This window comes from Paraburkholderia sp. EG286A, assembly GCF_040965375.1.
In the GTDB taxonomy this organism is placed as follows: Bacteria; Pseudomonadota; Gammaproteobacteria; order Burkholderiales; family Burkholderiaceae; genus Paraburkholderia.
On record NZ_JBFRCB010000005.1, the window covers coordinates 522,492 to 541,484 of the forward strand.

18 protein-coding genes and 1 pseudogene are annotated in these 18,993 nt (G+C 62.4%); 7 read left to right on the forward strand and 12 right to left on the reverse strand.

Annotated elements, in window-relative coordinates:
- Positions 1–89: 89 nt before the first annotated feature.
- On the reverse strand, positions 90–1,421 hold the full coding sequence (locus AB4Y35_RS25495) for an MFS transporter (protein WP_368706500.1): 1,332 nt from the start codon (positions 1,419–1,421) through the stop codon (positions 90–92).
- Between the two features lie 443 nt (positions 1,422–1,864).
- Positions 1,865–2,797, reverse strand: coding sequence for a hypothetical protein (locus AB4Y35_RS25500; RefSeq protein ID WP_368706501.1), 933 nt, complete (start codon positions 2,795–2,797; stop codon positions 1,865–1,867).
- 221 nt (positions 2,798–3,018) lie between these two features.
- On the opposite strand from AB4Y35_RS25500, the gene AB4Y35_RS25505 reads away from it, so the two are divergent.
- Positions 3,019–4,143, forward strand: coding sequence for an ATP-binding protein (locus tag AB4Y35_RS25505; RefSeq protein ID WP_368706502.1), 1,125 nt, complete (start codon positions 3,019–3,021; stop codon positions 4,141–4,143).
- 113 nt (positions 4,144–4,256) lie between these two features.
- Here AB4Y35_RS25505 and AB4Y35_RS25510 read toward each other — a convergent pair whose 3' ends face one another.
- A complete protein-coding gene (locus AB4Y35_RS25510; protein ID WP_368706503.1) occupies positions 4,257–4,883 on the reverse strand; it encodes a response regulator in 627 nt (208 codons plus the stop codon).
- A gap of 398 nt (positions 4,884–5,281) precedes the next feature.
- Between AB4Y35_RS25510 and AB4Y35_RS25515 the strand changes: the two genes are divergently transcribed.
- A complete protein-coding gene (locus AB4Y35_RS25515; RefSeq protein WP_368706504.1) occupies positions 5,282–7,276 on the forward strand; it encodes an ArnT family glycosyltransferase in 1,995 nt (664 codons plus the stop codon).
- Positions 7,277–7,386: 110 nt separating this feature from the next.
- On the opposite strand, the gene AB4Y35_RS25520 is transcribed toward AB4Y35_RS25515, so the two are convergent.
- The 4 genes from AB4Y35_RS25520 to AB4Y35_RS25535 form a co-directional block, all read right to left on the reverse strand.
- Positions 7,387–7,953 (reverse strand): DedA family protein, encoded by a 567-nt coding sequence (locus tag AB4Y35_RS25520; protein ID WP_368706505.1) that lies wholly within the window; start codon positions 7,951–7,953, stop codon positions 7,387–7,389.
- 135 nt (positions 7,954–8,088) lie between these two features.
- On the reverse strand, positions 8,089–8,994 hold the full coding sequence (locus AB4Y35_RS25525) for an MBL fold metallo-hydrolase (RefSeq protein ID WP_368706758.1): 906 nt from the start codon (positions 8,992–8,994) through the stop codon (positions 8,089–8,091).
- A 115-nt stretch (positions 8,995–9,109) separates the two neighbouring features.
- Positions 9,110–10,315 (reverse strand): NAD(P)/FAD-dependent oxidoreductase, encoded by a 1,206-nt coding sequence (locus AB4Y35_RS25530; protein WP_368706506.1) that lies wholly within the window; start codon positions 10,313–10,315, stop codon positions 9,110–9,112.
- Between the two features lie 318 nt (positions 10,316–10,633).
- Positions 10,634–11,587 carry a helix-turn-helix domain-containing protein gene (locus AB4Y35_RS25535; RefSeq protein ID WP_368706507.1) on the reverse strand — a complete coding sequence of 318 codons (954 nt, stop codon included), beginning with the start codon at positions 11,585–11,587 and terminating at the stop codon, positions 10,634–10,636.
- A 305-nt stretch (positions 11,588–11,892) separates the two neighbouring features.
- On the opposite strand from AB4Y35_RS25535, the gene AB4Y35_RS25540 reads away from it, so the two are divergent.
- The gene (locus AB4Y35_RS25540; protein WP_368706508.1) at positions 11,893–12,465 is read left to right on the forward strand and encodes a YbhB/YbcL family Raf kinase inhibitor-like protein; all 573 of its coding nucleotides are present in this window, start codon (positions 11,893–11,895) and stop codon (positions 12,463–12,465) included.
- Positions 12,466–12,483: 18 nt separating this feature from the next.
- Here AB4Y35_RS25540 and AB4Y35_RS25545 read toward each other — a convergent pair whose 3' ends face one another.
- Positions 12,484–13,233: an SDR family NAD(P)-dependent oxidoreductase gene (locus AB4Y35_RS25545; protein ID WP_368706509.1), complete on the reverse strand. Its 750-nt coding sequence runs from the start codon at positions 13,231–13,233 to the stop codon at positions 12,484–12,486.
- Between the two features lie 110 nt (positions 13,234–13,343).
- Between AB4Y35_RS25545 and AB4Y35_RS25550 the strand changes: the two are divergent.
- A pseudogene (locus AB4Y35_RS25550) lies at positions 13,344–13,526 on the forward strand (LysR family transcriptional regulator); the annotation flags it as partial.
- A 39-nt stretch (positions 13,527–13,565) separates the two neighbouring features.
- Positions 13,566–14,234, forward strand: coding sequence for a substrate binding domain-containing protein (locus AB4Y35_RS25555; RefSeq protein WP_368706759.1), 669 nt, complete (start codon positions 13,566–13,568; stop codon positions 14,232–14,234).
- 64 nt (positions 14,235–14,298) lie between these two features.
- Here the strand turns inward: AB4Y35_RS25555 and AB4Y35_RS25560 are convergent, their stop codons facing one another.
- Both AB4Y35_RS25560 and AB4Y35_RS25565 read right to left on the reverse strand, forming a co-directional pair.
- Positions 14,299–14,706 (reverse strand): cupin domain-containing protein, encoded by a 408-nt coding sequence (locus tag AB4Y35_RS25560; protein ID WP_368706510.1) that lies wholly within the window; start codon positions 14,704–14,706, stop codon positions 14,299–14,301.
- 64 nt (positions 14,707–14,770) lie between these two features.
- The gene (locus AB4Y35_RS25565; protein WP_368706511.1) at positions 14,771–15,250 is read right to left on the reverse strand and encodes a carboxymuconolactone decarboxylase family protein; all 480 of its coding nucleotides are present in this window, start codon (positions 15,248–15,250) and stop codon (positions 14,771–14,773) included.
- Between the two features lie 301 nt (positions 15,251–15,551).
- Between AB4Y35_RS25565 and AB4Y35_RS25570 the strand changes: the two genes are divergently transcribed.
- Positions 15,552–16,550 carry a bestrophin family protein gene (locus AB4Y35_RS25570; RefSeq protein ID WP_368706512.1) on the forward strand — a complete coding sequence of 333 codons (999 nt, stop codon included), beginning with the start codon at positions 15,552–15,554 and terminating at the stop codon, positions 16,548–16,550.
- Between the two features lie 140 nt (positions 16,551–16,690).
- On the opposite strand, the gene AB4Y35_RS25575 is transcribed toward AB4Y35_RS25570, so the two are convergent.
- Positions 16,691–17,701: a LysR substrate-binding domain-containing protein gene (locus AB4Y35_RS25575; protein ID WP_368706513.1), complete on the reverse strand. Its 1,011-nt coding sequence runs from the start codon at positions 17,699–17,701 to the stop codon at positions 16,691–16,693.
- A gap of 115 nt (positions 17,702–17,816) precedes the next feature.
- A complete protein-coding gene (locus AB4Y35_RS25580; RefSeq protein ID WP_368706514.1) occupies positions 17,817–18,698 on the reverse strand; it encodes an RNA polymerase sigma-70 factor in 882 nt (293 codons plus the stop codon).
- A 16-nt stretch (positions 18,699–18,714) separates the two neighbouring features.
- On the opposite strand from AB4Y35_RS25580, the gene AB4Y35_RS25585 reads away from it, so the two are divergent.
- Positions 18,715–18,843 (forward strand): hypothetical protein, encoded by a 129-nt coding sequence (locus AB4Y35_RS25585; RefSeq protein WP_368706515.1) that lies wholly within the window; start codon positions 18,715–18,717, stop codon positions 18,841–18,843.
- Positions 18,844–18,993: the final 150 nt, after the last annotated feature.

Consider the following 18,993-nt stretch of genomic DNA (forward strand, 5'->3'; position numbering starts at 1 on the left):
TTTTAATATTTACAGGAGTACTACGAATTCCGGCTCGAGGGGATCAGCGGGAATTTTTCATCGACACAACGAAGGCCGATCGGGTGGAGTTACGGGGCGTTGCTGTACTCGCGCGCCTGCGGCTGCGGCGAAGCACCGTCGAGACGAATCGGCTCGACCTTGCCCAGCAGGAACAGATAGTTGACGATCGCCACGCCGATCAGCGCCGACGACACCACGAGCGCGGGCACGAACGAACCCGTCGCGCCGACGATCGCGCCCGTGACGATCGGGCCAACCACGCCGCCGATATTCGATACCGTGTTCTGTACGCCCGCAACCATCGACACGGCGTTGCGCGGTGCGACGTCGGCCGGCAGCGCCCAGACCTGCGAAGCCGCCACGGTCGTGCCCGACTTCGCGATGCACAGGAGCAGCACCGCGACGGCGGCCGAATCGGCGAACGCGGCGAAACCGATGCTCGATGCCATCAGCAAGCCGATCACGAGAAAGAGCTTGCGCGTGGCGGTAAGCGAAAGCTTGCCCGAGGCGAACACGCGATCCGACGCCCAGCCCGCGAAAATCTCGACCACGATCGAGACGAGCAGCGGCAGCGACGCCATCCAGCCCATTTCCATCATCGTCATGCCGCGCGCCTTCACGAGATAAGTGGGCAGCCAGGTGATGAAGAAGTACGAGTTGTAGTTGATCATGAAGAAGCCGATACACATCGCCCAGATGTTGCGATGCGCGAGCAGCTTGCGCAGCGGGGGCCTCGCCGCCCGGTCGCTTTGCTCCGCCAGCAAATCGCTCTCGATGTGCGCGAGTTCCTCGGGATTGACACGCTTGTGGTCACGCGGCGAATCGCTGAATGTGAATTGCCACACCACGTACCAGATCAGGCCGAGCAAACCGGTCAGCGCGAACGTGATCTTCCAGTCGAACGCCGTGAGCATCGCGGCGATGAGCGGTAGCGCAATGGCGCCGCCGAGCTTCGAACCGCTGTCGAAAATGCCCGCGACCGTCGCGCGCTCGCTGCGCGGGAACCACTTCGACGCAATGCCCGCGTTGCTCGGATACGCGCCCGCCTCGCCCACGCCAAGCGCCACGCGCAGCGCGACGAGCGACTTGAAACCATTCGCGATGCCCGTGGCCGCCGTCGCCAGCGACCACCAGAGCACCGCGAAACCCAGTACTTTCTTCTGGCCCAGCCGGTCGGCGAGAAACCCCGCGGGCAATTGCAGCAGCGCGTACGACCAGAAGAACGCCGACATGACGACACCCATTTCGACCGCGCTCAGATGGAACTGCGACTGGATGCGCGGCGCCGCCGCCGACAACACCGTGCGGTCGATGTAGTTGATCGCAATCGCCGCCCACATGAGGCCGGCAACCCACCAGCGAACCCTGGAGCGGCTTCGCACGTTGGTGGCCAGATTCATCTCGTGTCTCCTGTTCTATTAATAGTGGTCGCTTTCGGCCGCGCCGGGGTGAAGCGCGGCTTTGCTCATCGCAATGTTACCGTTTACTGTAACCGGTAACATTTGGCGCAATCGTAGTACGCCCAGCAGAGAAATGCCAGCGTCTTTTCCTTGGGGTAATTGCGGATACCCACCTTTCAATTCGCAAGCCTGGCCTGCGTGGGCGGGTTTGGAGCAGCGCAGGACTGGCAACCGGAACAGGCTGATTGATATTCGCGCGGGCATTCATGCAGACGAGTTACGGGACTCGCGCGCCATGCACCCAGAACCCGGCGCCGCTTCGTTCGCAGAAATAGCAGGAGTCTTAACTAAATCGGCCCGGCTCTCGCGGCGTGCATCAAATCTGTCGATGCATCCAGATCCAGGCGCGCCGCTAGCCAGGTGACAAATATTCGAGTTGCAGACTAGCCGCCGCCCCTGACACGCTCCCAACCGTGCTTCACAGCCGTCTTGAAGCGTTCCCATCCGCTTTCCGGATATCGCGACTCCCAGTTCGCGCGCGCACTCGCTTCCACGCCCTGCCAGTCGGCCCCGCGAAACCGCTCGTCGCGTCCGAGCGTGGCGCCGTGTGAATACGCACGTCGATACTCGTCGAATGACGCACCTGTGTTCGCGTAATGTGCGTCGTAGTCCTTTCTAAATTCGTTATCGTACGGCTGCTGGTCGTCATGCTGGCCGCCGAGTCCCGGGTCGCCCATGAAGCCCGTCCCCGATGGACGCTGGGCGTTTGACGCAGCGGCGTTGCCGTCGTGCGCTTGCGCGGTGTGCGGCTGTTTCTCCCCGGCCGGGGTCGAACCGCGCCCTGCTGCGGCAGGGGCGCCCGGGGAAGGCGTCGGCCGCGCCGCCGATGCGGCCCGCGTGTCACCGTGCCAGCCATGTGTGACTTCGTGCGGCTTGGCGCGTTCGCCGGTCATGGCGCTGCCTGGCTGCGCTGTGTGTTCCGGACCTTGCGCCTTCGCAGAACCGGCGTGCCATGCGCTGGCGCGCTCCTCGATGTCGGCAGCGCCCATGCGGATCATCGTGTCAATCGCCTGATCGACCTGCGATTCGGAAACATCGGCGCTGACTACCGTGCCACCGCGACGGATGAACTCCCTGTAATCCTCCGCATCCGGTGGATACGCTCCTTTCGTGAAGATGCGCGTGAACAACTGCTCCAGTCGATCGAAAACTTTCTTGTGGTGGTGCGTATCGACAGCACCCTGTACATAGACACGTGGCCCCTTTTCGCGAGGAGCATCAACCGATATCGAGTAGATGGCAATATCCGCTTGCGCTATCCCAGCCTCGCCCAGTGCGCGCTGCCCCGAACACGCATTCGCGTAGCTGTCGTACACGCCTAACACGGTTGGCCTCATGACTTTCCCCTCCGCAATTGGCGGGCGGCGTCCTCGCCGCCTGTCGGCGCGAGCCGCATAACTCGTGCCCGCGTTCGTCGTATAGATCGGTCACGAAGAAGCCGGGCACGCCTTCGATTGTAGGCCGTGACCAATATGCGCGTAACATAAGTACGCTGATTGCTCCGGCAGTAGCCCATTTACCGTATGGAGGGGCGGATATGCGGCTCGCAGACTTTATCGTGCGAGACATGGAGGCGATACTTGCGGCATGGGAGGCGTTCGCAGCCACCTTGCAGCCGGCGTCGACCGCTATGGGATCGGTAGAGTTACGCGAAGAGGCGGAGCAAATGCTGCGCGTCGTAGCCGCAGACTTGCGCACGCCGCAGACCAGAGAAGCCCAACGGAAGAAATCAATAGACCAGGGCCCCACACGGATAGGGACGTCCGAATCCTCCGCGCGAACGCATGGTTTTCTGAGGGCTCGGGCCGGCTTCACGGTTAACCAGCTCGCCGCCGAGTATCGAGCGTTACGCGCAAGTGTGCTTCGTCTGTGGATGGACGCCTGCGCGCCGGAAGTGCCCGACCTCGACGACATTATTCGTTTCAATGAGGCGATCGATCAGGCGCTCGCCGAATCGGTCACCTCGTTCAACATGCAGATCGAGCAGAACCGGAACCTCCTGCTTGGCATGCTGGGGCACGACATGCGCAGCCCCCTCCAGGCGATTCGGGTAACCTCAACGTATCTGGCAGCACTGAACGCCGGGGAAGACGTGTCGAAGGCCGCCGGCCGCCTGATACGCAGCGGGGCCCGGATGCAGGCATTGCTGGATGACTTGACGGAATTCAACCGGACAAAACTGGGCCTGGGCATCAACGTCTCGCCTACGCATATCGATCTGGCGGACGTGCTTGCCGAGGAACTCGACGAGTTGCGTGCCATTCATCCCGAAAGAAAGATTGAATTGCACGTGACGGGTGACTTGCGGGGCGTCTGGGACAGCCAGCGCCTGCAGCAGTTGCTGGGAAATCTTGTTCTCAATGCCATCAAGTACGGGGCACAGGACACACCGGTGCGCGTGATGATGACGGGTGATGTCACGCATGTCCGAATTGACGTCAGCAACAGCGGCGCTGCGATCGAACCCGCAACGCTCGCCCGCATCTTTCATCCGCTGGAGCGAGGACGAGGCGATCAAAATCAAGACGACAGATCGGGCAGCCTCGGACTGGGTTTGTTTATCGCAAGTGAGATCGCCAGGGCTCACCACGGCGCCATCGAAACGCGGTCGAATGAGACGGAGACCATTTTTTCGGTGTCGCTGCCGCGCGTGATAGCGTAACGTGAGGCCGACAGGTCGTTACAGTGACAAGCGATGCCGCGTGAAGTTGTCAGAGGACACGCTCACCTTCGCCGGCCGTGCACGCGCCGACAATCTGCATCGCCATTGCAAGATCAGCATGGAGCGGAAAATGCCGCGGGCACCGTGATCTGCTCCAGGCGCGTCAGCATCGCGGTGCTACACACCATGGTCTCGTACAAATCGATTGCCAGTTCGGTCTGGACACCGTGCCCTTCAAGCCCCGATATCCGGCGCTCCTGCTCGGCCAACAGTTCGCAGGCGCGCGCAACGCGCTGATGCTGCCGATTCGCGATTGCCGATGGGATGCCCGTTTCGCCCACCTCGTACGCGACGCCATGCGACATCGGGAGCGCGCTTGCGCTGCCACACTTCTTGCGCGCTGAAAGGCTCGCAAGAGCATCGAGAAGCATGCCTGGGTCGAAAGGTTTATGGAGAAAGCCTTCGGCAACAATACTTGCGTCTGTGTCGTCGCCGGACATGAGAATGACTGAAACATGGCAAAACCGTGGGATGGCTCGCAACATGGATACGGCGTCCGGCCCTTCGAGAACGGGCATGTGGACGTCTGAGACGATCACCTCGGGCGTGACCGCCAGGGCCGCCGAAACCGTTTCCAGGCCATTGCCAGCGGTCGTGACTTCATGGCCGGCATCGTCCAGCAATGTCTGAAGCGCATCACGAAAGGCTGTATCGTCGTCAGCCAGCAGCACGCGGCTCATCGCTATGTCCCAAACAGTTGGCTACTTCGCAGCATCGGCCGTTCCCACCGACAAATACCAGAAACGCATTTCGGAAACCACGGAGCGGTCGTGCCCCGAATCGCCTCAATGCACCGGTAATGCATCGCCTGGGTGACCAACCGATGACAGGAGTCTTTGCGACGTTCCGCACCGTCGCTGCCGCTCGTTTTGTTAGGGATGCCAATAATTCAGCTAAGCAGGACGGCTTGCGCAGATATCTCGTTGCATTGTGGGAAGCAAACCTTTCAAATACGCTACATCCGGCTGTAATGTTTGGTAATAATCCGCGCCTACAATCCTGTTCGTGGCAGCTGTCCCGTCGACGGCCATAACGAAAGGTGCTGACCAGATAGTCGCGCGCCGGGAGCAGAAGTTACATGCAGGAAAGTAAGGATGACGCCGGCGTCGCAAAGGTCAGCATCGAACAGGTTTCCGTCTCCCATGGCGCGGCGCGGTTCGACGTGCCGCATCCGCGCGAGTTGACCACGGGCAGCCGGCCGGCGTCGCCCGTCACGCCATTGATCCCGGCATTACCGCGTGCCCGCAAAGGCGGGCGGGCATTGGCGGCCTCACGTTGGTTCGTCGGGTTGCTTGCATTCGCGCTCGTTTGCGCCTGGCTCCTGCCTGGCACGCTCGGCCACGATCCGTGGAAGCAGGACGAAACCTACACCTTCGGCATCATCGAGCACATGCTCGACACCGGCGATCTGGTCGTCCCGACCAACGCCGGGCAGCCCTTCGTGGAAAAACCACCCATCTACGATTGGGTAGCAGCCTCACTCGCGTGGATGTTCGGCCGCTCTCTGCCGCTGCACGACGCGGCCCGTCTCGCGAGCGTCGCCTTCGCTGCCCTCACGCTTGCCTGTACGGCGCGTCTCGCCTGGCGCGCTACCGGCGCCGTGCGCTGGTCCGACCCGCGCGTGGCCGGAACACTCGCGCTCTTCGCCAGCACGCTGGTGGTCGTCAAGCATGTCCACGACATGATGACGGATGTCGCGCTGATGGCCGGCGCTGCGCTGGCATTCGGCGCACTTTACGAGCTTGTCTGCGCTCACTTGCGGATGGGCGGCGGATTGCGTCGTTCTCCTGATGGAGACTGCAACACTGGACCCGCATGGCCAGAATCCCCCCCTTCACAGCATGCGTCCAGCGACTGCGAGGACAGCCGCATTCAAGGGCGCGCTGCCCGGCATGCCGCTGCGATGTTCGGCGTTGGCGTCGGCATCGCCTTTCTGGCAAAAGGCCTGTTCGTGCCACTCGTGTTCGGCGCGACCACCTGCGCGGCGATGCTGCTTTACCCAGCGTGCCGTAGCAGCCGCTTTGCGCGCTCACTGGCACGCTCCGCGCTGTACTTCGCGCCGTTCGCGCTGATCTGGCCGCTTTGCCTCTATCTGCGCTCCGAAACGCTGTTCAGGATCTGGCTGTGGGACAACAACATCGGCCGCTTCTTTGGCTTTTCAGTGGCGCAGCTCGGCTCGGAAAACGTCGGGCACCTGTTTGTGCTGCGCACGGCGTTGACCGTCGGCTTTCCAGTCGTGCCGCTCGCGCTCGTGGCGCTTGCGGGCGGCGCATGGCGACGTCTACGCGAACCCGAAGTTGCGCTGCCGGTGCTGTTTTCGGGGATCGGCTTCGCGGTACTGCAGGCGTCGGCGACGGTGCGCGAACTCTACATCCTGCCGTTCATCGCCCCGCTCTCCCTGCTGGCCATGCAGGGAGTCCGCTATCTGCCGCAACGGGTGCACCTCGTTTGGGACATGACGAGCCGTATCGTGTTCGGCGCGTTCGTAGTGCTTGCATGGTTCGTATGGTGGACGATGACGGCCTCCCCCGACACCCACGGCGCCCTGCATCTGCTTGGCCGTTGGCTGCCGCTCGACTGGGTGATGCCAATTCAGCCGAAGCTGATCATCGCGGCGCTCGCCCTCACGCTCGGGTGGGGATTGCTGCTGCCCAGGCTCAAGTCAGCGGGCAACTGGCGTGGCGTATTCAGCTGGTGCCTGGGCGCCATCGTCACATGGGGTCTCGTCAGCACGCTGCTGCTACCCTGGCTCGACGTCGCGAAGAGCTATCGCGCACCGTTCGAGGATCTGCGTGCCACACTGAACGGCGCCTGGAAAGCCGGCGACTGCATGGCGAGCAACGGGCTCGGCGAGTCTGAAGCGCCCATGCTCTACTACTTCGCCGGGGTCATGCACGAGCCCACCGCGGACCCTCAGGCCACGTCCTGCAACTGGCTTATCGAACAGGGTCGACCTGCGCAGGGACAGCCGCCCGCCGGAGGCTGGCGACTGTACTGGGAGGGCAGCCGTCCGGGTGACAACGACGAGGTGCTGCGCGTCTATCAGCGCATGGCGGCGACGACGTCTTCGTAATCGGTGCCGCTGAGTCCGTTGAAAATGGCTCAATTGCGGCCGCTTCGAAACGCTCAGTTTCAGATCGCCGGCGCCCGTACGTGGTAGCCGACGCCCCCACCGCCTCTCGATCACTCACCTGCAGCCCATCGCGACATCGCGCAACAGAAACGCAAGACAAGCGCAACGGTCCGCTCGATCCGCGATGCGAACAGCGCTCCGGTGGCCAATGCCATAGATGCCCAGACAACAAGGCCCGCAACGTCGTGCAGAATGAACACGCGTAACCGCACCGCCAAGGCACCGCACAACGGCATCAAAAGAAATGAGAGTCCTGGGACGAATCGCGCGATGATGAGAATGCGTACCCCCCAACGCCCGAAGAAACGCTCGATGTACGCGATCGGCATCTGCCGGGCCATCAACAGGTTGCAGACCGCGTAGAACGAGTGAATGCCGTAACGTTTGCCGCATTGGAACCACACGAAGTCGCCCAACACCCCACCGATCACGGCCGCTCCCATCACCTCGACCAGGTGCATCAGGGTTGACGACACACCGCCCGTCGCACGCAAGATGTTGGCGCCGATCATGATCAATGTCGGAGCAGCGGCAAGCGGCAAACCAAGGGAAGATCCAAATACACTCAAAAAGACGATCAGTATGCCAAACCGTTCGACCAACGCATACGACAACATGATGTTCTCCTGTGCGGAAATCCTCGCATCGACGGCTCGAAAGATGCTGGGCACGATGCCTGTACGAAGTCCTGTCGTCGACCGCGTATTCGCGCCCTGCACTTTCACCACCCGTATGTATGCGAGGCCTCGTGGTCAGTAGTCCCAGAAGACCGGTACCCAACGAAACGCGTCGCCGTTGACTGCCACCCGGCCGACTGACGGAAACGGCAGGTGAGTGGCGACCAGCAGGCCGCCGGTCGCCGCAAGCTCCCGCAAAAGACCGATGCGCACGCGCACCGACTCCTCGGGGTCATGTTCGAAGCCGTTGTGCCAGTCCGGATGGTCGAACCCAACCGGGAATATGGCGTCGCCGGCGAACGTCAGCTGGTCGCCACCGGACGCGAGGCACACCACGCTGTGCCCGGGCGTATGGCCGCCGGTGCGACGGACGATCACCCCTCGCGCCACTTCGGACTCCTCCTCGAAGATCCGCAGCTGGCTCTGGTACTCGTTGAAGAAGCGTGTGGCGGCGGAACGAAGAACCGGCGGCACCGACGGCGGCATGGAGGTACGGGAGAAATCGGGCGACTCCCAGAACTTGACCTCGGCTGCGGCGACGTGAATCCGCACATCCGGACGCAGCCGCCCCTTCACCCCGTCGACGAGCAGCCCGCCGACGTGATCCATGTGCATGTGGGTAATCACGATGTCAGTCACGGACGCCAGCTCGATGCCGGCAGCCTCGAGGCGCGAAGGCAACTGCCCTGCCCGCGGAAAGCCCGGGTACTCGCCGCCCAATCCGGAGTCGATGAGAATGTTCTGGTCGCCGCTACGCACCAAGGCAACGTTCAGCGGCCAGTCGAACGCATCCGGAGGCAGGAACATGTCGTCCAGCCAGGTCGCCCGCTCGGCCGGATCGGCATTGGTGGCCATCGTCGCCGTTGGCAGCGGCAGCACCCCGTCGCTGACCACCAGCACGTCAATCTCGCCGATCCGCAGCGCGTAACGCGACGGAACGAGGTCCCCGGTCTCCGGCTTGCCGAGGTTGTTCGAGTTCATGTTTGCATCCTGTTCGGTGTTGAGGATCATCTGATTCATTTCGAAAGCTCCTTCGTTCGATCGTGGGCAGGCCGCGCTTCCGGCGAGGAACACGCGTGAAATGCGGGTGGGGCGTTCAGAGATCAGTGACACGTTCCGGATCTGCCGACGCGAGCGCCGCGGCGCGTTCGGCCTTCGGCGGATAGATCCAGACGGTGTTGATCTCGCGTTTCGTCTTCCTGGCGACGTCGCCGACCATCTCGACCTTGCGCTCCCAGCCGCGTGTGAACAGCGCGCCGGCCTCGCCGAGATCGAGGCAGGTGACGTAGGCTTTCTGGTGGTAGGGTCTGGCCGGAACGCCGAGCAGTTCCGCCGCGGCGTTGTTGCCGGCAAAGGCGCCCATGCGCGTGGCGTGCTGGCACGACATCAATGCGTAGTTGCCGTCCTCGTCGCAGGCGGCACGGGCCGCATCGCCGGTCGCGAAGACGCCCTGAACGCCAGGCACGCGCAGATCGCGATCGACCAGTAGCCGGCCTAAATTGTCCCGTTCGGCGGGAATCTGCGAAGTCAGCGGAGCGGCACGCATGCCCGCTGCCCAGATCACGGTCTCCGTCTCGATGTGTTCCCCGCTGGACAATGTCACGCCCGATTCGTCGAGCGACGCGACGCTGGCGCCGAGACGGGTTTCCACACCGAGCTTGCGCAATGCGTCCTCGATGACAGGCCGGGGACCCGCACCCATATCGGGCGCGATCGCGCTGTTGCGATCGACGATGATGACGCGGGTCTTCGCGTCATTGCCGAGAATCTCGCGCAGCCGCGCCGGCATTTCCGTCGCCGCCTCGATACCGGTGAATCCGCCGCCGGCCACGACGACCGTGTTGCGCCCATTCGCAGGCGGACGCCCGGCGAGGCGATGCAGGTGTTTGTCGAGGGCGACCGCGTCGTCGAGCGAGTCCACGCTGAATGCGTGCTCGGCAAGACCCGGAACGTTGGGACGGAACAGCCGGCTGCCAGTGGCCACGACCAGTCGGTCATAGGCGAGCGATTTGCGCGAGCCGTTTCCGGTCGCAATCTGCATCGTGCGGGAGTCGGTATCGATCGTCTCGACACTGCCCTGCACATACACCACGTCGATTGACTCGAGCACATCCAGCAGCGGCGCGGTGAGGGTTTCAGGGTTCGGTTCGTAGAGCCGCGGGCGAACCACCAGCGTCGGCTCCGGAGACACCAGTGCGATTTCGAGTTCTTCGGACGAAGCGCCCCGGATGTCGCGCAGGCGAGCCGCGGAAAGTGCGGCGTACATGCCTGCGAAGCCGGCGCCTATGATGACGATTCGCATGAGATGGGTTCCTGTAGTTAGGTAAGCTGACCGACTTGCGCACACGGTCGCGGCAGAGCAATCTTTCGTTTCAATCTGTTCGAAAGCTGGGCCGTACAGCTTTGTCGGGCATTGGTTTGACGCCGCCGTTCGTTGTCGTGGGCACAGCCATAATCTAGTGAACTGCGCCCGCAACTGCTCCAGAGCGATTGACCTGATTGCAGAGCAATTGCTGTTAACACGTGCGTTGTTGCGAACCACGAGCTTTGCCGACTGCGCCTGGACAGGGCGTCCAGGAGCTGGCTTCATGCGATTGACGGGGCTGTGGCGAGATCGCTGCTAACAGGCGCTTCGTCGCCAGTCGCTCGGCGTTTCTCCGGTTAGCTTCCGGAACGCCGCGGTAAATGCAGTTTGGGAGGCATAGCCAAGCGCCGCGGCGACCGACATGACCGATGCTTCCGTGTCGCGCAGCATGTTCATGGCCTGCTCGAGCCGGTGTTGGCGCAGCCAGGCATGAGGCGAAAGCCCGGTGCTTTCCTTGAAGGCGCGGCAGAAGTGAAACCGCGAAAGGCCCGCCTCCGAGGCGAGCGCCGCGAGCGACACGTCCGCATCGCTATCCGAACGCAAGCGTTCGACCGAGCGAAGCAGGGTTTTCGGCGCCAGGCCGCCCCTGACCGGCTGAATCGCCGCTGGAGAGCCGGTGTGTGCAGCCAGGAGGCGCGTGGCCAGCAGGTCTATCAGTTGCTGCCGGAACAACGTGTCCAGCGCTTCATTGCCGCCCACGGCATCTGCCGCGCTCAAGAGCAAACGGGACGTAACCGCATCGGGCTGCGCCGTTCGCTCCAGGAGTTCGACCGGCGTGGCGACGTCGGCTTCGTTGGCGACGCGCTCGAGCGTTGCATGTGGAAGATAGAGTTGAACGACATCCACAGGCTTCGGGATATCCCATCGGGAACTCGATCCTTCCGGGATGACGATCACTACGCCGGGACGAAACGTTCCGCTCACCGCCGATCTTCCCGTTCGCCGCTCCATTCGCTGCACGGTACCGTTGTATGCCATGATGACGTGGTGAGTCATGGGCTCCACGACATCGTGCAGCGGTTCATGTTTCCAGTGGGCAATCCCGGCGCCGGATGCATCCAGAGCCATGCGAAACGGTATGGTCCCGAGTACCCGCGCCATCTCCCTATCGGCCGGTCGCATGTCGGAAACCGGCAAGTTGTGCTGTCGCGACTCAGAGGTGGTCGGCGCATTCCCCGAAGGATCGTGCGAGTTCGGTGACAGTGCCATACTTCGCTCCCGGATGGACTGCTTTGGACAGCATGAATTAGCCTGCCCCGCAGAGCCAGATTGCATTTCACCGGAAAAACTGGATGGCGTTTTGCGTGGAGGAGCAACTGCCCTCTTCTGTCCTCGCCGAAGTGACCCGTCCAGAACCGTGCGAACGAATAATTTTTACCACACGCACGAGGGCGTGTTTGTTGCATGCAAGGCAACGCCGTGATTGCCTGGATCCGGCTTTCGTGCCGCCTCCCGGGGCGTTACTGTTCGATGGAAAAGTCAGCGGACTTTTCCTCAATCCACAGGAGCCTGCCATGCGATCGCTTCTCAAGCCACTCAAGACTGTGTGCGCTTTCGCGCTGTTCGCAACGCTGCCCGCAGTCGCAACCGCCGAAACGTTTTCCCTGCAAGTCGCCGAACTGGATCATGGCCGCTTCAGGAATGAACAGGTATTCAGCGGATTCGGCTGCCACGGCGAGAACGTGTCGCCACGCATTTCGTGGTCGAACGTCCCGGCCGGTACGCGCAGCATCGTCGTGACGATTCATGACCCTGACGCCCCGACGGGCGGCCTCGGCTGGACGCACTGGACCGTGGTCAATATCCCGGCTTCGCAGACATCGCTGGAAAAAGGTGCCTCCGGCAACACGCAGCGACTGCCGGCAGGCGTCACCGAAACGCTCACTGACTTCGGCGAATCGAAGTACGGCGGACCTTGTCCGCCGCAAGGCAAGCCCCACCGCTATGTCGTCACCGCTTATGCACTCGACGTCCCGCATATCGATGTGAGTCCGGCGTCGAGCCCGGCACTCGTGGCGTTCCAGATGCATGGCAAGATCATTGCACACGCGCGCTATGTCGCAACCTACCAGAGCGCGGCGAACTGAGCGGTGTCACGCGTGACTTCAATTGAGGGCCATGCCGCCGTCGACGCGCAGATTGACGCCGTTGATAAAGCTGCCATCGTCACTCGCGAGAAAGAGCGCCGCGCGCGCAAGCTCCCCGGGACGTCCGAGGCGGCCTAGCGGAATGCGCCCCGCTATGGCCGCCTCGAACGCCGGCCGCTCGTCATTCGCGACACCAAGCTTCGAAAGGATTGGCGTGTCGACGGGTCCTGGACTCAGGACATTCACGCGAATGCCGCGCGCCTTCAGTTCGATCGCCCAACTCCGCGCGAAGGCTTCGATTGCGGCCTTTGTGCCTGCATAAACCGCGTGCCCTTCGAACACTTTCGAGCTCGCGATTGAACTCGTCAACAGAATGGCGCCGCGTTCGCGCATGAGCGGAACCATCCGCTGCACGCCGAAGAAAACCGCCCTCGTGTTGACCGCGAAGTGCGCATCATAGGATTCGGCGCTCACTTCGCTCGACGCCTCGATCGTGTTGATTCCCGCATTCGCGAAATACAGGTCAAGTCCGCCGAAGCGCCGGGACACCAGCGCGGCCACTTCGTCGTGCGTTTTCGGGTCCGCGAGGTCCCCCGTGAGGCCCAGCGCCCGGTCGCCGAGATCAGCCACGGCTGCATTGATGGCATCCGGGCGCCGCCCCACCATGATGACGTGCGCGCCCTCTTCAACCAGCAACCTGGCGGTGGCCAGGCCGATTCCGCTATTCGCGCCGGTGACGACAGCAACCTTGTTGATGAACCGATTCATGCTATCTCCGCTATATTCCGCCTGTCCGGCGTACAGTCAGAATTTAGCAATGGCCTCCGGATCACTGAAGTCACACAACGGCAATTTCACTTATTCCTGTTTGTCACATCATGTCCGCAGAAAATTTTAGCGGCCTCCCCGCATTCGTTCGCGCAGTCGAGACGGGCTCGTTCACGGTTGCGGCGCAATCGTTGGGCACAACGCCGTCCGCCGTGTCGAAGAGCGTGGCGAGGCTCGAAAAGCGCCTGGGCGTCACGCTGTTTCAACGCTCGACACGCGCCTTCGTTCTCACCATCGAGGGTCAGGCGTACTACGAGCGTGTTGCGCCGCTCATGCGCGGCCTGGAAGGCGCGGAAGAGGTGCTGCGCTCGCCGGCCTCCGCCACGGGAAGGCTGCGTGTGAGCCTGCCTGGCGAACTGGGCCGCCTGTTGCTCGACCCGCTCACCCGGCAACTCATGGCAACCCATCCGGAACTCGCACTCGACGTGAGCGTCAGCGACCGCCACGCCGACCTGATTCGCGATCGCGTCGATATTGCGATCAGAGCGGGATGGCTGGAAGACAGCGGCCTGCATGCGCTGCCGCTCGCGAGTCTTCCATTAACGTTGGTGGCGTCACCTGCTTATCTGCGCGAGCGGGGAACACCGCGTGTGGTTGCGGATCTCGCTGCGCATCGGCATGTGCGCTACCTGCTCAGCGGCAGGGCGTACCCTCTGATTTTCGCCGATGGAACCTCCATGTCCATCGAAGGCAGGTTCGACGCGGACAACGGCGACACAATGCGCGTGGCGGCTTTGAATGGACTGGGTATCGCGCAGATACTGGAAATCGCGGTACGGGACGACCTGGCCGCCGGGAGGTTGCAGACCGTGCTGCCCGATCAGGCGCTGGCGTGCGTCCCTGTGCACGCCATTCATGCTTTCGGAAAGAACATGCCCACGCGCGCGCGCGTTTTCGTCGAATTCGTCGCAGCTCAACTCTCGGGCTGGAATACCGCGTGATCCCGGCGTTCCACCGGGTTGCCCACCAACGCGCCGCGTTCGAACCGGGCGACGAAAGCGCCGCTCATTTCGCGGGCACGAGAACCGGCGCGCCCTTCTCCTTCAGCAACAGCACGATGAACTTCGCGGGCTTTGTCTGGCTCGCGTTGCGCCCGACTGTGTGGACGTCGTTCGGACCTTCATAGAACGTCTGCCCGGGCGAAAGCGTAACCTGCTCGCCGCCCCTCACCTGCATGACGATCGAACCTTCCAGCACGTAGATGAAGCCGTGCGCGTTGTGCCGATGCACGGGGTCCACCGCACCCGGCGGATACTCCACGCTGATCATCAGCGCTTCCTTGCCCGGATAGTCGTCGAGCGCCCTGGTCATGAGCGGCGTGACGATAGCTTCGGGCGGCGCGGCCTGCGCGCAGCACACCAACGCCTGCGTGGCGAGGAGCGCGGCGATAGCGGCATGTTTGAAACCGGACATGATGAGCCTCCAGTCAAGCGGCCCGCATAAGCGGGCCGGCGGCGAAGTGCAAAAGTGCGGGCAATCAGGCCAGATTGGCCTTGTCGAGGCCGAACGCCTTGTCCGCCGAACCTGGTACGGTGGTGAACGCGATATTCGCGCGGTTCCAGCCGTTGATGGCCATCACGTCGTAGGTCAGGTCCGAGAGTTCCTTCTCCGAGAACTGCGTGCGCACGCGCTCGTAAATATCGTCGGCGACGCCGTGCGCGTCGAGCTTCGTCAGCGCTTCGGTCCATGCGAGAGCAGCGCGCTCACGAGGCGCGAACAGCGTGGAGTCGCGCCAGATCGTCAGATGATGAATGCGCAGTTCGCGCTCGCCGTGCATGCGCGCTTCCTTCACATGCATATCCACGCAGAATCCACAGCCGTTGATCTGCGAGGCGCGGATCGAAACGAGGTCGCGAATCGTCTCCTCGATCACGCTCTCCTTCAGTTGATTGCTGAAATCCATGAACTTCTTGAAGAGTTCCGGCGACTGCTGGATGTAGTTGATACGCTGCGTCATGCATTTCTCCTTGCGTAGATGAGTGTCGAAGCGCGACTGCCTGCGGCCTCGAACGAGGGTCGTCGCGTAAGTCAATCGTAGGCTCGTGCGGTGCCTCGCGGTAGCCGCATGCACGGCTCCATCGTGTTGTCTTTTCCGCACCAATCGGATTTGCGCGCTTGAGCACGCGCTCATGCCAAGGACAATTGCGGTTTCGATGTCACACGTCACGCGTGTCGAACGTCTAATCAAGGCGGGGGACCGGCGTCATGCGGTTCATCCGCGCAGCGAATCATTCACCGCGTCGCGAGGCGAATACGACATGCATCTCGGCAAGTCCTATAAGTTGTCCGAATTCCTGTTCTGGACCCGCAGGCAAATCTATGCGCTCGCGATCTGGGGCACGCTGCCCGTCATCCTGTTCAGGTTTTTCAGCATGACGTGGCTATCGGTGCCACTCACGATCGTCGTTCTGCTTGGCACCGCCACATCGTTCATCGTCGGCTTCAAGAACGTTCAGACCTACAACCGGGCGATGGATGCGCAGGAAATCTGGAGCGGCATCGTTAGCGCAAGCCGGCGCTGGGGGCAGCTTGCCCGCGATTTTCCGAACGACGAAAGCATCAGCCGCGAGTTGATCGACCGCCATCTCGCCTGGCTGACCGCGCTGCGTTACGCGCTGCGCCGCCCACGCGTATGGGAAAGCATGAGCAAGGCATTCAACGCTGAATTCCGTCGCTACTACACAGTACCGGAATGGGAAAGAAGTCTCGACGACGCGCTGGGCTCCTATTTGTCTGCTCCAGAAACCGCGCGCGCGCTCGCTTCCCCAAATGTGGCGGCCGCGTTTCTGAACACCCAAAGCGCGCTCCTGCAAAAGCTCCATACGGCCGGAAAACTGAATCTGTCGTTCTATCTGGAACTTCAACGCACCCTGGGCGACTTCGTTACGCTGCAGGCAAAGGCGGAGCAGTTGAAGAACTTTCCGTATCCTCGTCAATACTCGACCGTGAGCGCATTGTTCGTCCGCTTCTTCTGCCTGCTCTTTCCGTTTGGCTTGTTAAGCGAATTCGACAAGCTCAACGCGAGCGTGAGCGGCTTTATGCACGGCAACATGATATGGCTCGTCGTGCCGTGCAGCGTCGCGGTATCGTGGATGTACACCTCGCTCGACCAGGTGGGCGACAGCACGGAAAATCCATTCGAAGGCAGCGCGAACGACGTGCCGATCTCGACGTTGTGCGCGCAGATCGAGCGCGATCTTCGATCGATGCTGGGCGAACAGACAGAGGAGTCCACGCAGGGGAAGATCGCGATGTAGCACCGGAACGCGCAGCCTGAGGGCTCAGTCAGCCTCTCCTGGCGCCGCGAGCGCCACGACGTTCTCGATACCCTGTCGCGCCATCTTCGTGTACGGCGTGAAGCGTTCCGTTTCATGCGTCGAAATCGTCCCTGCCACCATCATGCCGGCTGCGGCTCGACTGTCCGGGCCATGGCGACCGGCATCGTACACTCGAGGTCGAGCAGACGCGTGTGTTCCGTCATGTAATCGACGAACACGCGAATGCGCGCCGGAAGCAGCTTGCGGCTGAGATAGCAGAGGTAGTGTCCGCCGTCGTCAGGAGCATGCTGGCCGAGGCAGCTAACGAGCCGCTCGTCACGCAATAGTTCACACACCTGGTACGCGGGCAGTTGCGCCAGTCCCAGGCCGTCGAGTACCGCCTCCAAGGCCAGATCGGGGTCGTTGAACGTGTGAAGCGCGACGGGCTGGCATCGTTGAGCGAGGCCATCCACCTTGAATTCCCACTCCGTCACGCGTCCCGTTGCCGTGCGCAGATTGATGCAGCGATGAACGCCCAGTTCTGCGACGTGACGCGGCAAACCATACATGCGCGCATAGGCAGGCGCCGCGCAAACGATCATCTGCATGGGAATCAACCGGCGCGCGACGATGCCGCTGTCCTCCATGCGTCCGTCGCGAAACGACACGTCGACGCGATCCGAGGTGAAATCGGCCGGCCGGTCGTTCAGCAGCAGTTCGAGCGATATGTCGGGATACCCTTTATGGAAACCTCGCAATAGCGGCGCCACGACCTTGCGTCCGAAACCCGGCGTCGAGGCGATGCGCAAATGGCCGCGCGGCGGTCCGTTGCGCAACTCCCGCATGTCTTCGAGCGCCTGCGCGATGCGCGCAAGGCCTGGCTGACAGTTCTCGTAGAAAAGCTCGCCTTCGCGCGTCAACGAGGTGCTGCGCGTCGTGCGCTGGAAAAGGCGCGCGTCCAGCTGGGCTTCGAGCTTCTGAACGTTGCGGCTCACGGAGGAGCGACCAATGCCCAGGCGGTCGCCTGCACGCGCGAAGCTGCCTTCGTTCGCGACCGCGAGAAACGATACGACGCCGGCATAACTGGTAGCGAAGCTGCTCGCCAGCGGATCGTCGGCGCCGCTCGAAGGGCGCGATGGATAGTCTGTCATGGAAGTGAGAGTCGTAGTGTCCCTGATGACTAGACGTGCCAATGCGCTCCTTTGTGACGCAACGCCGGAAGTTTTTATCGATGGGCCACTTCTCAGGCGTGCGCGATGCAGGGAATCAGACCTTACCGTGTACAGCCGCGATGCGCGCCAGCTTTTCGGGGTTGCGCTGCACATGTATGCGAACGATGCGATCGCCGTCCGTCTCGAACGACTGGGCCGATTCGAGCTGGCCCTCGAAATAGCGCAGCAGCGCCCATTGGTCATTGAGCAGTACGAGCTTGAACTGCATGGCGCTGCGAAAACGCAGATGCGATGCGTAGAAGAGTTGCGCGATGCGTCTGCCGCCCACCATCGGCTTCGGGAAGCTCGTCACCTTGCCGCCGCCATCGCCAATCAGCATGGCGTCCTCGGAGAGCAGCGCATTGATCGAGTGGAAGTCGCCGCATTCGATTGCCTGCGCGAACCCCTCCAGCAGCCGCCGATGCGTTTCGCGCGAGACCGCATAACGCGGCCGCTCGTCGCGCAATTGCGCTTTTGCGCGGCTCACGAGCTGACGGCACGCCGCCTCGCTCTTCCCGATGGCCTGCGCCACTTCCACGTAGTCGGCGTCGAACACCTCGCGCAACAGGAACGCCGCGCGCGCCTCGGGAGTGAGCCGCTCGAGCAGCAGCAGAAACGCCACCGATACTTCATCGGCACGCTCCCTCGCCTGCTCCGGCGTGGTCGGGGAGTCAGTCATCTCCGGTTCCGGCAACCATATGCCCGTGTAGTATTCGCGCTGAACTTTTGCGGCACGCAGCCGGTCGATCGACATGCGAGTCGTGACCGCGACCAGCCACGCTTCGCCGTTCTCGATCGTTGCCCGGTCGGCCGCGTGCCAGCGCAGCCAGACGTCCTGCACGATGTCTTCGGCCTCGGCCACCGAGCCGAGCATTCGATACGCGATTTTTTGCAATCGCGGGCGCAGACCATTAAAGACGCACGCGTCGTCGTCCATAGAAACGATTCCCTGAATGAAAACCCTCGCCGGGCGAGCGGGTTACCGAGAATCGAATATTGCCATGAACGCAGCAATCGCGCGGGAAACGGCAATCGTCACCGCAATACGATTGCGGATAATCGCGGACGGCAGCGCTTCGTGAGTGCCGGGCCGCGGCGTTTATCTTCAGACCGAGCGACTTGCGGACGATCGGTGGAGCAAATCGTAGGTGCATCGCAGAACGAGCGGTAGCGCCCTCGAATGGCTCACCGTGTTGCCCCCGTAGCAACAGTCCGAATGGCTTGAATCGCTT